The sequence below is a fragment of the Nostoc sp. C057 genome (assembly GCF_013393925.1).
Lineage (GTDB): Bacteria > Cyanobacteriota > Cyanobacteriia > Cyanobacteriales > Nostocaceae > Nostoc > Nostoc muscorum_A.
Window position 1 is genome coordinate 2,738,960 of the sequence record NZ_CP040281.1, and the last position, 14,430, is coordinate 2,753,389.

11 protein-coding genes are annotated in these 14,430 nt (G+C 42.9%); 8 read left to right on the plus strand and 3 right to left on the minus strand.

Going from position 1 to position 14,430, the window contains the following annotated elements; genetic code table 11:
• Positions 1-276: 276 nt before the first annotated feature.
• Positions 277-849, minus strand: a complete 573-nt coding sequence (gene dps / locus FD724_RS11935; protein ID WP_114085339.1) for a DNA starvation/stationary phase protection protein Dps — start codon at positions 847-849, stop codon at positions 277-279.
• Between the two features lie 181 nt (positions 850-1,030).
• Positions 1,031-2,083: an aldo/keto reductase gene (locus FD724_RS11940; RefSeq protein ID WP_179072778.1), complete on the minus strand. Its 1,053-nt coding sequence runs from the start codon at positions 2,081-2,083 to the stop codon at positions 1,031-1,033.
• A 220-nt stretch (positions 2,084-2,303) separates the two neighbouring features.
• On the opposite strand from FD724_RS11940, the gene FD724_RS11945 reads away from it, so the two are divergent.
• From FD724_RS11945 to FD724_RS11965, 5 genes are all read left to right on the plus strand, one after another.
• The gene (locus FD724_RS11945) at positions 2,304-2,711 is read left to right on the plus strand and encodes a thiol-disulfide oxidoreductase DCC family protein (RefSeq protein ID WP_179072779.1); all 408 of its coding nucleotides are present in this window, start codon (positions 2,304-2,306) and stop codon (positions 2,709-2,711) included.
• Between the two features lie 314 nt (positions 2,712-3,025).
• A complete protein-coding gene (gene treZ, locus FD724_RS11950; protein WP_179072780.1) occupies positions 3,026-4,870 on the plus strand; it encodes a malto-oligosyltrehalose trehalohydrolase in 1,845 nt (614 codons plus the stop codon).
• Between the two features lie 449 nt (positions 4,871-5,319).
• Positions 5,320-8,118 (plus strand): malto-oligosyltrehalose synthase, encoded by a 2,799-nt coding sequence (gene treY, locus FD724_RS11955; protein ID WP_179072781.1) that lies wholly within the window; start codon positions 5,320-5,322, stop codon positions 8,116-8,118.
• Between the two features lie 351 nt (positions 8,119-8,469).
• Entirely contained in the window at positions 8,470-9,987 is a 1,518-nt protein-coding gene (locus FD724_RS11960) for a trehalase family glycosidase (RefSeq protein ID WP_114085333.1), read from the plus strand.
• Positions 9,988-10,046: 59 nt separating this feature from the next.
• Entirely contained in the window at positions 10,047-10,667 is a 621-nt protein-coding gene (locus tag FD724_RS11965) for a Uma2 family endonuclease (RefSeq protein WP_179072782.1), read from the plus strand.
• Positions 10,668-10,801: 134 nt separating this feature from the next.
• Here the strand turns inward: FD724_RS11965 and FD724_RS11970 are convergent, their stop codons facing one another.
• A complete protein-coding gene (locus FD724_RS11970; RefSeq protein WP_179072783.1) occupies positions 10,802-10,954 on the minus strand; it encodes a hypothetical protein in 153 nt (50 codons plus the stop codon).
• Positions 10,955-11,406: 452 nt separating this feature from the next.
• Between FD724_RS11970 and FD724_RS11975 the strand changes: the two genes are divergently transcribed.
• The 3 genes from FD724_RS11975 to FD724_RS11985 all read left to right on the plus strand — a co-directional run bounded on the left by FD724_RS11975 (position 11,407) and on the right by FD724_RS11985 (position 14,219).
• Complete coding sequence (locus tag FD724_RS11975; RefSeq protein WP_179072784.1) at positions 11,407-12,843, plus strand: nicotinate phosphoribosyltransferase; 1,437 nt, start codon at positions 11,407-11,409, stop codon at positions 12,841-12,843.
• Positions 12,844-12,912: 69 nt separating this feature from the next.
• The gene (locus tag FD724_RS11980; RefSeq protein WP_179072785.1) at positions 12,913-13,512 is read left to right on the plus strand and encodes a nicotinate-nucleotide adenylyltransferase; all 600 of its coding nucleotides are present in this window, start codon (positions 12,913-12,915) and stop codon (positions 13,510-13,512) included.
• Positions 13,473-14,219, plus strand: coding sequence for an NUDIX domain-containing protein (locus FD724_RS11985; RefSeq protein WP_163929288.1), 747 nt, complete (start codon positions 13,473-13,475; stop codon positions 14,217-14,219). The genes FD724_RS11980 and FD724_RS11985 overlap by 40 nt, the downstream gene beginning before the upstream one ends.
• The last annotated feature ends 211 nt before the right edge of the window (positions 14,220-14,430 follow it).

Below are 14,430 nucleotides of genomic sequence, written 5' to 3' on the forward strand. Positions count from 1 at the left end.
CAGTGAACGATTTTAGATTGTAGGAAAAATCTAAAGTTGGTATTTGAAATCAAAATGGAATTAGCATACTTTTTCACTCACCTAATAACTTTTTCAAGTTTAAGTATTAATTTTGATGGCTCGCTTGTTGAAGATATTGGTGAATTTCTTGACTTCGTTTTGAACTATTTCAATAGTAAGGTATATACATATAAATGAAAAGTACGCACTTAAAAGTGACGTACTTACCAAAAAGATACTATTAGATTTAAGAAAGACTACTTTTCTCAGAAGTGCTTATTTTACAGCAGCAGGAATCTTTTGAGTTTTAGTAGTACCAGCGTTGCCATTCTCTTCCTTGATTTCTGCTATTTGTAGATGAGCTTCTAAGAACCAGAGTCGTTTGTCAATGGTACGAGAAATTTCGGTGTAAAGATCGGCAGTATCAGCGTCACCTAATTCATCAGTTTTTGCGATCGCTTCTCTAATATGTTTCGCATAGAGTGCAAAGCGATCTGCTAAGGCTGTCACATGATCTTTACCATCCAAAATATCTAAGGGATATTCTGGCAGAATTGAATTACTAGCTGCGGCACGGGCTGTTCCAAAAGCGTATCCGCCTAAAGCTGTGACGCGTTCAGCTACTAAATCGATGTATCCTTCCAATTCCCCAGCAAGTTCATCAAATAATAGATGTAGCTGATAGAAGTCAGTTCCTTTAACATTCCAATGCGCTTGCTTTGCTTGGGTTTTCAAATCCGAAGTAGCTGCTAAGGTTTGGTTGAGAAGTACCACGATTTGAACTCTCGCTTTGGCGGGAATGTCAATGCGGGTAGGGTACAGACGTGATGTAATGCTGTTGTCGCTCATGGGTCTACGTTGTTAATGCCTTTTAAATCTAACTTTACAGATACTGGCTGGTTGTGCGAAACTCTCTGACGATGGATTGTATTAATGCCTGAATGTGTTACTGTTTATAGCTTGTACAATTTGGAATTTTAGATTTTGGATTGAGAATTTTTTCTGTGAAAAGTGAAGTTAAAAATGATATTTAGATGCGATGGTTTTCTATGGTATTAAATGTACCACCGAAAAGGCGATCGCGAATTATATCATTCTGCAAAAAGTCATGGGGAAAACCCAGTTCAATTTTGCTAACTTCATCTAAGCGTTGCAGATGTTGTGGCGAAAGGCTGATATCTAAAGAAGCTAAGTTATCTTGAAACTGCGTTAATTTACGTGCCCCAATTATGGGAATAATCACACCACTTTGAGCTAGTAACCAAGCTAATGCTACCTGTGAGGGTGTATGACCAATTTCTGCTGCAACTTCACTAACAACTTGAGCGATCGCTAAATTCCGTTCTGAAATACTTCCTAAGCCTGGATTTGTTAGTCGCCCTTGTTCATCGCCTGCTTGAGGAGGCTGATTATACTTACCTGTTAGCACACCGCCACCCAAGGGCGACCAAGGTGTTACCGCCAAATCAAAAGCTTTAGCCATCGGTAGCAAATCACGCTCTGGTGTTCGCTGAATTAAACTATACTCAATTTGCAGCGCCACAAACTGCGTCCATCCTTGGAACTGGGCGATGGTATTTGCTTGAGAAACGATCCAAGCGGGTGCGTCAGAAATGCCAATGTAAAGTACTTTACCTTGACGGACTACATCATCAAGCGATCGCAAGACTTCTTCAATAGGTGTTGTAAAATCCCAAGCGTGTAACCAAAATAAATCAATGTAATCGGTGTTCAGTCGTTTCAGGCTGCCTTCTAAAGACTGAATTAAATTCTTGCGATGGTTTCCACTGCCGTTAGGGTCGCCTTTTTTGTCATTCATCTGCAAGGGAAAAGAATATTTTGTCGCGACTACAAAGCGTTCTCGTTCTTTTGCGATTAACTCACCGACAATTTTTTCGCTACTACCATCGGTATAACCATTGGCGGTGTCAATGAAATTTCCCCCTGCTTCTGTATATGTATCAAAGATTTTACGACTCTCGTCAACAGATGCACCCCAACCCCAATCTTCACCAAAGGTCATGGTTCCCAAGGAGAGTTCAGAGACTCTTAATCCGCTTTTGCCCAAGAGTTTGTATCTCATGAATATTTTCTCTTTAACGAAAAAACAATGCGAATACCATTCCAAAAGCATGATAACAAAGGTTGTCATTTGTCCTTTGTCCTTTGTCCTTTGTCCTTTGTCATTAGTAAGGGCTTTAAGCCTCTTTACGTTTCATAATATACTTGGGTTTTTTGCGCTAACTTACTTTAGCGAAGCAAGAGCGATCGCTATAGTTTTCTACGCTAAAATAATTATTTTTATGAACTACTATGTAATCTACGACGGAAATTGTAATCTCTGCGTTACTTTAGTCCAATTTCTAGAAACCTTAGACAAGGGAAAGTTATTTCGCTACGCTCCCATGCAAGATGAGCAGACACTTTTACAGTGGGGAATTACAGCCCAAGATTGTGAACAGGGGATGATTTTAATTGATGGCAATGAACCTCAGAGACGTTGGCAAGGTAGTAACGCAGCTGAAGAAATTGGGCGATTATTGCCAGCAGGAAGTATATTTGTAGACGCTTATCGAGCCTTACCGGGGATGAAATGGGCAGGCGATCGCTTTTACGAACAAATCCGCGATAACCGCTACACCATATTTGGTAAGCGTTCTAATACTTATGAATCGTCTTACTGCGTAGATGGTAGCTGCAAACCAATTTAAGTTAAATAGGCAGTTAGAAACCACGGCAAGCAAGAGACGCGATTTATTGCGTCTTTGCGATCTAAAATTTTCATCAACAAACCTTAACCAAACCGTATCACTCTGCCTCCTTCACAACTAAATTTATCATTAGACAGAATTTATTCTGTAAAAAATCCGCCTCCAGGTGCTAGCAAAAAGTCTGGTAGACGAACCATTATGCTATCTGGCGTGTTTGTAAACATTGTGCAATCAATGACATGCGATCGCCTCCGGTGGGCGGGTACGCCATCGCACGACAATTCGGCACAACATACTGACGGGAGGGATACTGCGTGAGAATTGGTGCTAACTACTTGGGTAATGGAGAATGTGAATTTACAGTTTGGTCGCCGCTATTAGATAGCGTCACTGTAAAAACTTTGACACCACAGGAGCAGGTTATTCCCCTCAAGCCTCAGTCTGAGGGATATTGGCACGCGAAAGTAAACGATGTATATCCAGGCACGCTTTATCAGTATGTCTTGAATGGCCAAGACGCTTTTGCTGATCCTGCGTCGCAGTATCAACCGGAAGGAGTGCATGGCCCGTCTCAAATTGTCGATCATCAGTTTGAGTGGACTGATGAAGGGTGGACTGGTATCCCTGTGGAGTCGATGATTTTCTACGAACTCCACATTGGGACTTTCACACCTGAAGGAACTTTCACCGCGATTATTTCTCGTTTACCGGAACTTAGGGAACTGGGAATTAATGCGATTGAAATCATGCCTATCTCTCAGTTTCCGGGAGACACCCATATTGAAGCTTCTCTGACATACCGTAACTGGGGCTATGATGGCGTTTACCCTTATGCAGTCCAAAATTCTTATGGTAGCCCAGCCGAACTAAAGCAACTCGTAAATGCTTGCCACCAACACAATATCGCTGTGGTGTTGGATGTGGTGTATAACCACTTTGGGCCAGAAGGCAACTATATGAGTCAGTTCGCGCCCTACTTTACTAAAACCTATAAAACACCTTGGGGTGAAGCGCTGAATTTCGATGATGCCCATAGTCAGGGTGTGCGAAATTATTTTATCGAAAATGCGCTTTACTGGTTGCGCGAGTTCCACATTGACGCATTGCGGCTTGATGCCATTCAAGCAATTTATGACTTGGGGGCGAAGCATTTTCTTTGGGAACTGGCGGAAGCAGTTCATCATTTTTCACAACAAGGGCAAAAGTGGAAACGCCATTTAATTGCTGAAAGTGACTTGAATAATCCGCAAATCATTCGTCCAGCAGAATTGGGTGGATATGGACTCGATGCCCAATGGAGTGATGATTTTCACCATTCACTGCACGCACTCTTGACAGGCGATCGCCAAGGATATTATCAAGATTTTGGGCAAACCGCTCAGTTGGCAAAAGCTTATGAAGATACTTTTGTCTACGATTGGAAGTACGCACCACACCGCAAGCGATTTCATGGTATATCTTGCCGCGATCGCAATTTATCACAGTTTGCAATCTGCATTCAGAATCACGATCAAATCGGCAATCAAATGAAAGGAGAACGCCTCACTCAGAGGATTTCTTTTGAAGGATTGAAGTTAGCTGCTGGTGCTGTGCTGCTGTCGCCTAATTTACCCCTGTTATTTATGGGTGAGGAATATGGAGAAACTGCACCCTTCATTTATTTTGTCAGTCACTCCGATCCCGATTTAATTCAAGCAGTTCGAGCCGGACGCAAAGAAGAATTTGAAGCATTTCACTATGCAGACGATCCCCCAGATCCCGAATCGGCAGAAACTTTCCTAAAATCTAAACTCAATTGGCAATTGCGTCATGAAGGTAAGCACAAAGTTCTGTGGGATTGGTATCGTCAGTTAATTAATTTACGCAAGACGCACCCAGCACTTTTAAATCAAGACCGCAATTTCATCGAAGCGACTAGCGATGAAGACAAGCAGTTAGTTATCGTGCGTCGTTGGTGTGAATCAAGTGAACTAATATTTGTGATGAATTTTAATTCGTCTCCAGTCACAGCAACTCTACCAATTCAGCATAATGCTAATAAATTGTTGGACTCTGCTGATACCTCATGGTCTGGGCCTGGTTCTGAATCAGATGAACATCTGTCTGCGGGAAAAGAAGTGAAATTGCAACCTACTAGTTTAGTACTGTATGAAAAATGATGAAAGGGAGAGTTAGAACTTCAAGTTTCAGCCTTATAACCTCAAGTTTCTAGCAAAAAGGTTCAACGTTCGAGTAAAAAGGTTCAACGTTCGAGCTAAAAGGTTCAACGTCCGAGTAAAAAGGTTCAACGTTCAAGTAAAAAGGTTCAACGTTCGAGCTAAAAGGCTTAACGTTCGAGTAAAAAAGTTCAACGTTCAAGCTAAAAGGTTCAACGTCCGAGCAAAAAGGCTCAACATCCGAGTAAAAAGGCTCAACGTCCGAGCAAAAAGGTTCAAATTCCCCTACCTGTCAATAGATTTCAGATAAGATCCCCCCGCCTGCGGCGACCCCCTTAAAAAGGGGGTAAAGATTAGAAGAAGCCCCCCTTTTTAAGGGGGGTTGGGGGGATCTCCGAAAGACAAACACGTTAAACGAACCATATCCCCCCATCTCTTATCACAACAAACTCATGCGAATTCCTACCGCAACTTATCGAATTCAGTTTACACCCCAGTTTGGCTTTGACAATGCTAAAGCGATCGCAGCTTATCTAGCAGATTTGGGTATTTCTGATTTATATGCCTCCCCCATTTTCAAGGCACGATCTGGGAGTACCCACGGTTACGATATAGTAGATGCCACTCAACTTAACCCAGAACTGGGAACTAATGAATCCTTTGATGAATTAGTTGGCGAAGTCCAGTCCCTTGGTATGGGCTGGTTACAAGATATAGTGCCCAACCACATGGCCTATAGCAGCGAAAACGATTATTTGATGGACATACTGGAACACGGCCCAGATTCTAGCTATACTGACTACTTCGATCTTTCTTGGAATGCTCCCTTTGGCGATCGCCAAGAGCGAATTCTTGCTCCTTTGCTGGGAGATTTCTATGGTGCATCCCTAGAAAACGGACACATTCAACTACAATATGAACAAAACGGTTTAACTGTAAACTATTACAGCTTAAAACTGCCGTTACGATTAGAGTCTTACACAAAATTTATTACCCATAATCTGGGAAAACTCACACGCACACTCGGACGCAATCACCCTGATTTTATTAAACTATTAGGTATTTTGTATATTCTCAAAAGTGTGCCCTCAGAAGTTGCGGGAAAACAGCGACAAGACCAAATTGCATTTATTAAAGGATTAGTTTGGGAACTTTACACCACAAATGATGCTATCCGCGAGTTCATTGACGAAAATATCCAAACTTTCAACGGAGAACCAGGGAATTCAGAGAGCTTTAACTTGTTAGATGAATTACTCAACGATCAATTTTACCGTCTCGCTTTCTGGAAAGTTGGGGCGGAAGAAATGAACTATCGCCGTTTCTTTACTGTCAACGAACTGATTTCCGTTAAAGTTGAAGAAGTGCGGGTTTTTAATAATACCCATAGCCTCATTCAAAAGCTGGTTGAGGAGGGCAAATTTACGGGCTTACGCATCGATCATATTGATGGACTCTATAACCCAATCCAGTATCTACAAAGGCTACGAGAAAAGACGGGAGATGTTTATATTACGGTCGAGAAGATTTTAGAACTCACCGAAGACCTGCCGGAAAACTGGGAAATCGAAGGGACATCGGGATATGACTTTCTTAACTATGTAAATGGTGTATTTTGTCAAACTGAAAATGAATCATCCTTCGATAAAATTTATCAAAATTTTATTGGTTCCAGAGTAGATTATTCCTCAGTAGTGAAGGATAAAAAGCACCTAATACTAGAAAAGAATTTAGCGGGTGATATTGACAATTTGGCTCTTTTGTTAAAGAACATTTCCAGCAAATACCGCTATGGCAATGACTTTACACTCAATGGCTTGAAAAGAGCGATCGCAGAAGTTTTAACTCTGTTCCCGATTTACCGTACATATATTACACCAGATGGAATTGGGGATAGCGATCGCGCTACTATTCAAGAAGTAATTCGCCAAGCCAAAGAACAAACGCCCTTGTTGCAGCATGAACTGACCTTTATTGAAAAGTTAATGGTGCTAGATTTTGATAATTCTCTGACTCAAACAGAACGCGAACAGTGGATATATTTTGTCTTGCGGATGCAGCAATACAGCGGCCCGCTAATGGCCAAAGGTGTAGAAGACACTACATTATATGTTTACAATCGCTTGCTGTCGCTGAATGAAGTCGGGGGAAATCCCGGTCATTTTGGGATCGATTTAGCCAAATTTCATGCCTTTAATAAACAGCACCAAGCAACCTGGCCTCACACAATGAACACCACAGCTACCCACGACACCAAACGCGGCGAAGATGTGAGAGCTAGATTGAATGTATTATCAGAAATCCCCGATGAATGGGATCAGCAGGTAAATACCTGGAGTGCGATTAATCGAGGAAGTCGCAGTCATCGCCACGGGTTTGCTATGCCCGATCGCAACGATGAGTATTTTCTCTATCAAACCCTTGTAGGGGCATTTCCCTTTGCGGAACAGGAACACGCATCCTTCGTGGAACGCGTGAAAGATTATATAATTAAGGCAATTCGAGAAGCGAAAGTGCATACAGCATGGCTGCGACCTGATAGCGAGTATGAAGAAGCCTGTACTTCCTTCATTGAAAAGGTACTAGATTCTTCCATCTCCAAAGAATTTCTAGAAGCCTTTCGTCCTTTTCAGCAGCGAATTGCAGAATATGGTATCTTCAATTCCCTTTCCCAAACTCTGCTGAAAATTACCGCACCCGGCGTACCCGATTTATACCAAGGAACAGAACTTTGGGAACTCAGCCTAGTTGATCCAGACAATCGCCGTCCCGTAGATTTTGAACAGCGACGTACCTACTTAAACGACATCCGCGAACAAGCCAAAACAGATATTCTCGGACTAATTCAGGAGTTGCTAAACGATAAAACGGACGGCAGAATCAAACTATTTTTAACGGCTCAATTACTCAAAGCCAGAACAAACTATGTCTCATTATTCCAGGATGGCGACTATCTGCCCTTAGAAGTTCAAGGAACTTACACCAATCACATTATTGCCTTTGCACGACGAGAAGGAAATCAAACAGCGATCGCGATCGCGCCTCGCTTTTTAACCAGCCTCATCCAGCCTGGAGACAACCCCTTGGGTGAATCAGTTTGGCAAGATACCCACCTCCAATTACCCCCTGGAACTCCCCTCACCTGGACAAACGTTCTCACTCAGCAACCTTTACAGGCTACAGAAACCCTATCTATCGGATCTGCCCTTGCCCATTTTCCAGTTGCTTTGTTAGTTAGTAGTGCTGAGTGAATCTGTTTTACGTCTGACAATTCAGCAGTCCACGAAAAACCTAACCCCCAACTCGTCGCGGGAAGGGGGAAAATTTAAAGTCTTTCTCCTTCTAGGCTACGGTGTACACACAAGTACCTATTACCCCCCTCAATCCCCCCTTATAAAGGGGGGAAGCCGGATATCTAGTTCCCTCCCCTTTATAAGGGGAGGGTTAGGGTGGGGTAAAACCTTGGTTAATCAGCTATTTCAGGCTTGTGTGTACACGGTAGCCTTCTAGGAGAGACGTTTTCCAGATACCGTAAAAACTCCGCGTCCCTCTGCGTTAAAAAAATTCCTCCAAAACTCCTCAACACCCCGCCAAATTAAATTATGACCACTCCCCCACAACTTAGTACCACGCAGATAAACAAAGTGCGCTTCCATATCAAAAAAACGTGGAAAACCTTAACGCGATCGCACGAACACCTATTACAATCTGCCAAAGATACCAAACTAGACCACAAAACCGACACTCCCTGGATTGTCTACATTTCCCCCTTAGAAGATTATCCCAACATTCAGCGTGTGTTAGAGCGATCGCTATATCCCAAAGATATGCAACAGCTACAAATTCGCACTTTGCCGTCAGAAGTGGAAGCGATTAAAGAGCATGGCTTACTATACCTACCAGGCCCTTATGTCGTACCAGGTGGTCGATTTAACGAAATGTATGGCTGGGACAGCTACTTTATATTACTGGGACTTTTGCATGATGAGGAATGGGATCTAGCGCAAAGTCAGGTAGATCAATTATTGTACCAGGTGAAGCATTACGGCACTATCCTCAATGCCAACCGAACTTATATGCTGTCGCGATCGCAACCCCCCGTCCTCAGCATGATGGTTTTGGCGCTATTTCAACACACTCAGGATGAAGAGTGGTTGAGGACAACCGTACCACTGCTAGAACAATTTTACTATTACTGGGTAGTACCGCCCCATCTGAATTCTGGAACCGGCTTATCCAGATTTTATGCCTTTGGCGAAGGCCCCGCGCCAGAAGTCGTGTTCTCCGAGCGAGATGATGAGGGAAAAAGCCACTATGATCGCGTCAAGGAATATTACCAAACCTTTGACGTTGAAGATTACGACGTTAATCTTTACTACGATCGGGAAAATGACAAACTGACCCACCTATTTTACAAGGGCGATCGCACCATGCGCGAGTCCGGTTTTGATATCACCAACCGATTTGGCCCCTTCAGTGCTGATATCCTCCACTACGCTCCTGTGTGCCTCAACAGTTTGCTGTATCAGGTAGAACAAGACTTGGCGCAAATTAACGCTGTTTTGGGGAACGAACAACTAGAAAAACAATGGCGCGATCGTGCAGATATCCGCCGCGATCGGATCGATCAATTTCTCTGGAATGAAGAACGAGGACTCTATTTCGACTATCACTTCCAGAGTGGAAAACGGCGCTGCTACGAATTTGCTACCACATTCTATCCCCTGTGGCTGGGAATTTCTTCTCAAGCCCAAGCCCAGCGCGTCGTGGAAAATCTCTCTTTGTTTGAAGCCCCAGGCGGAATTCTTACCAGTACTCATATCACCGGAAACCAGTGGGATGCTCCCTTCGGTTGGGCACCATTGACGTTCATTGCTGTCCAGGGACTTCACCGTTATGGGTTTCATACAGAAGGCGATCGCATTGCCAACAAATTTCTAGCAATGGTAATTAAAGAATTCGAGCGTCACAACACCCTAGTTGAGAAATATGATGTTGAACGCTGTTCTGCCAACGTTTCTGACGAAATCTCCTTTGGATATAGTTCTAACGAAGTTGGCTTTGGCTGGACAAATGGAGTTATTCTGGAACTCTTAGCAGCCCGTGGGAAAAAAGTTTAAAGTAAAAATCCAGCACGGGCTAAATCCGTGCTGAATTCTGATCGTGAGGAATAATCACAATGGTTCAATTAGCGCCAAAAGTTCTAACCGTTGATGAATTTATTAGCCACTATGGTGAGTGCGATCGCTATGAACTAATTGATGGTGAATTAATTGAGATGGAACCAACCGGGCCACACGAGCAAGTATCTGCGTTGATTGGGCGAAAACTGAATGTAGAAATTGATCGTCAGGATCTAAGCTACTTTATCCCCCATCGCTGTCTAATCAAACTATTAGGAGCAGAAACAGCTTTTCGTCCCGATTTGATTGTGTTAGACCAAACTCAATTAATTAATGAACCCTTGTGGCAACAAGAACCTGTAATTACATCAGAAAACTCAATTAAACTAATTGCTGAAGTTGTCAGCACAAACTGGCAGAACGACTACGCCCGCAAAGTTGAAGATTATGCCCTGTTAGGAGTTCCTGAATATTGGATTGTTGATTATCTGGGCATTGGTGGCAGAGAATATATTGGGAAACCCAAGCAGCCAACAGTGACAATTTGTACTCTAATAGGGGATGAGTATCAAAAACGGTTGTTTCAAAACAACGATCAACTTATTTCCTCAATCTTTCCCAACTTGCAACTAACGACACAAAAAATCTTTACGGCTGTGCAACCTATTTCCAAGTAGTTTATTTCAATCGCAACGCAAATATAGCAATCTTATTTGATTGGCTCTCCACCAAAAGAATCAGATCCCCGACTTCTTGAAGAAGTCGGGGATCTTTTTGTTCATAAATATTTTTCAAATGCTATATTCAGTACCTATGAATTCTCATCTTTACGCTTATCGTAAGGCTCACCTGTAAAAGGTTGTACCCCACTAGCAGGATAAGCATCATCATTAGGGCCAAAGATCCGCATTGCAGCTTCAGAAATATACCGAGTTATATTACCAAGGATTTTGGAAATACCCATAATATTGGACTCCTTATTTTTGAGTCGCTTTAATTGTGCTACCTATACTCTAATACCAATATTCTTCGCTGGCTCTACTTCTCAATATATTGAGAATATATGCAATGTTTATTCAGATAACTTCGCAATACTTTAGTTAGTCAAAAAGTTAAACGTTTCTCTTTGATTCTAATTGAAACTTATCTATTTTTCCAAATCCTGTCTGGAAAATAGGCTGGCAAACAAACTTGCCTTGAGAGGATATTATTTTCTTTCGTTAGCCGATTGTAACATTAACATTATTGCTAGCTTTTACTATTAAAAAGTATTAAGTATTTTATAAAGCTAGTATAAATTTACATATAAATCTACTGTTACACAGCAATCTCATGAAATATCCTGAACGGTAGTTGACATTATTTATGGTAAATATTACCATAAATAAAAGAAGCAGCTTGTAAGGAATCTCTTGCATGACAACTTTGCCAGATTTGGACTATGTATATAAACAGCAAAGCCAGCAGAACCAGGAACTAAACTTCTCGGCTGATGACTACAGCTTGCTGACGGATCTTTACCAATTGACGATGGCAGCTTGTTACACAGGCGAAGGTATAGAACAACGACGGGCAAGCTTTGAATTGTCTGTCAGACGATTGCCAGAGGGTTTTGGTTATTTAATTGCAATGGGGCTGACGCAGGCATTGGAATATTTAGCCAAAATCCGCTTTAGTTCCGCGCAAATTGCGGCATTAAAGGCAACGGGAATTTTTGCTCATGCTAGCGATCGCTTTTGGTCACTTTTAGCTGAGGGAAAATTTACTGGTGATGTTTGGGCAGTGCCAGAAGGGACGGCTGTGTTTGCCAATCAACCACTGTTGCGGGTGGAAGCACCACTTTGGCAAGCGCAACTAGTGGAAACTTACCTTTTAAATACGATTAATTACCAGACTTTGATTGCCACAAAAGCAGCACGGTTGCGGGATGTGGCGGGGGAATCAGCAACACTTTTAGAATTTGGCACAAGACGAGCATTTAGCCCCCAAGGGTCTTTATGGGCGGCACGGGCGGCTTTAGCAGGTGGTTTAGATTCCACCTCCAATGTGTTAGCAGCGCTACAACTGGGACAACTGCCAAGTGGTACGATGGCGCACGCCCTGGTGATGGCATTGTCAGCAATAGAAGGCACTGAAGAACAAGCTTTTAGTGCATTTCATCGATATTTTCCTGGTGCGCCGTTGCTGATTGATACTTACGATACCGTAGCCGCCGCCCAGCGCTTGTCCGAAAAAGTAAATTCCGGGGAAATGCAATTGACAGGAGTGAGATTAGACTCAGGAGATTTAGTTACCTTATCAAAGCAGGTGCGATCGCTCCTTCCCGGTGTGCCAATTTTTGCCAGTGGCGACTTGGATGAGTGGGAAATTGCCAGATTAAAAGCTGCTGGGGCCGAAATTGATGGTTACGGATTGGGAACCAGATTAGTTACAGGTTCGCCCGTAAATGGAGTCTATAAACTTGTAGACATTGATGGTATCCCAGTGATGAAGCAGTCTAGTGGTAAGGTTACTTATCCAGGGCGCAAGCAGATTTTTCGTTCGTTTTCGGGAGGTAAGGTAAAAGCAGACAGGTTGGGACTTTTAGGTGAAATTCCTTTGGACGAAGAACCTTTGTTGCAATTGGTAGTGCAGGAGGGTCAACGGGTACAACCGTTAGAGTCTTTGGCAACAATTCGTCAACGTACCGCAGCCTCAGTTGCCAGTTTGCCACAACAAACACGGCTTTTGGATCATCCTGTGGCTGTAGAAGTGGAAATTTCTGAGGGGTTACGGGTGTTGACTGAAGAGACTAAGAAACGAACCGCAGAGGCACAGAGAAGCCAGTGCGTTGGGCGGGTTCCCCCGACTTGAAGCACCTGGCGCAACACAGAGGTAAGAAGTACTCTTTCAATCCGTCTTAATTACGAATTACGAATTATTATGAGAGTTGCTTTGTTTGGTACTAGTGCCGATCCACCAACTGCGGGACATCAAAAAATTCTGACTTGGTTGTCTGAGCGTTATGATTGGGTAGCGGTTTGGGCGGCGGATAATCCGTTTAAGTCTCATCAAACACCCTTAGAACATCGGGCGGCAATGTTGCGACTGTTGATTGCGGATATAGACGCGCCAAGGCACAATATTGCTTTGGAACAAGAATTAAGTAGCTTCAGAACACTGGAAACAGTAGAAAAAGCCAAGCTTACTTGGGGTGAAGACGCTGAATTAACGATGATCATTGGTTCAGATTTACTGAGTCAGCTACCACGTTGGTATCGCATTGAAGATTTGTTACAGCAAGTGCAACTGCTTATTGTACCGCGACCCGGATATGTAATAGATGAGTCTAGTTCAGAGATAGTACAAAAGCTGGGAGGGAAAATTGCGATCGCTAGTCTGACCGGTCTAGATGTTTCCTCAACAGCGTACCGCGAACATGGAGATTCTCAAGCCCTCACAGCCCCTGTAGTTGCCTATATTAATCGAGAGCATTTGTACGAATGCCAGGACGTTCACCAAAAAAGATACCAACTCCGTTAAACCAACAACCTTTGGCCGATTTCAAGGTTGGTGTTGATAATGTAATTTTTTCTGTAGATACTGTACAAAATCGGCTGTTAGTTCTACTCGTAATGCGACAGCAAGAACCATTTCTAAATCATTGGAGTCTTCCCGGTACTTTAGTGCGTCCAGGAGAGTCTTTAGAAGATGCCGCTTATCGAATTATGGCGGAAAAAATTAAGGTCAACAATCTCTACTTAGAACAACTCTATACATTTGGCGGGCCGAATCGCGATCCACGGGAAGCAACTGATAGTTATGGTGTGCGTTATCTATCAGTTAGCTACTTTGCCCTAGTGCGATTTGAAGAAGCCGAATTGATTGCCGATCGCATGACTGGGATAGCTTGGTATCCAGTAAAACAAGTGCCGCAATTAGCTTTTGACCATAATGAAATTCTGGCTTATGGACACAGGCGATTGCGAAATAAATTAGAGTATAGCCCGGTGGCTTTTGAAGTCTTACCAGAAATGTTCACCTTGAATGATTTATATCAGTTATACGCCACAGTTTTAGGTGATAACTTTTCCGATTATTCTAATTTTCGGGCGCGTCTACTCAAGTTAGGTTTTTTATGCGATACCGGAATTAAGGTATCACGGGGTGCTGGTCGTCCGGCTAGTTTATATAAGTTTGACGCGGAAGCTTTTGCTCCCTTAAAAGATAAGCCTTTGGTGTTTATTTAACCAATCACTTGAACGTAAGTTCGATGAACCTCTCCCTCCTACCCTGCCTCTCCGAAACGGAAAGGGAGGAGCAACGAAAAATTAATTCAGCTTTTTGCTCCCCTCTCCGCGTCGGAGAGGGGCTGGGGGAGAGGTCAAATAAGACTTGTCGAACTCACGTTACTTTGCATCCAAAGTCCTGAGTAACTTATTTTGATTCTTGACAAATGAC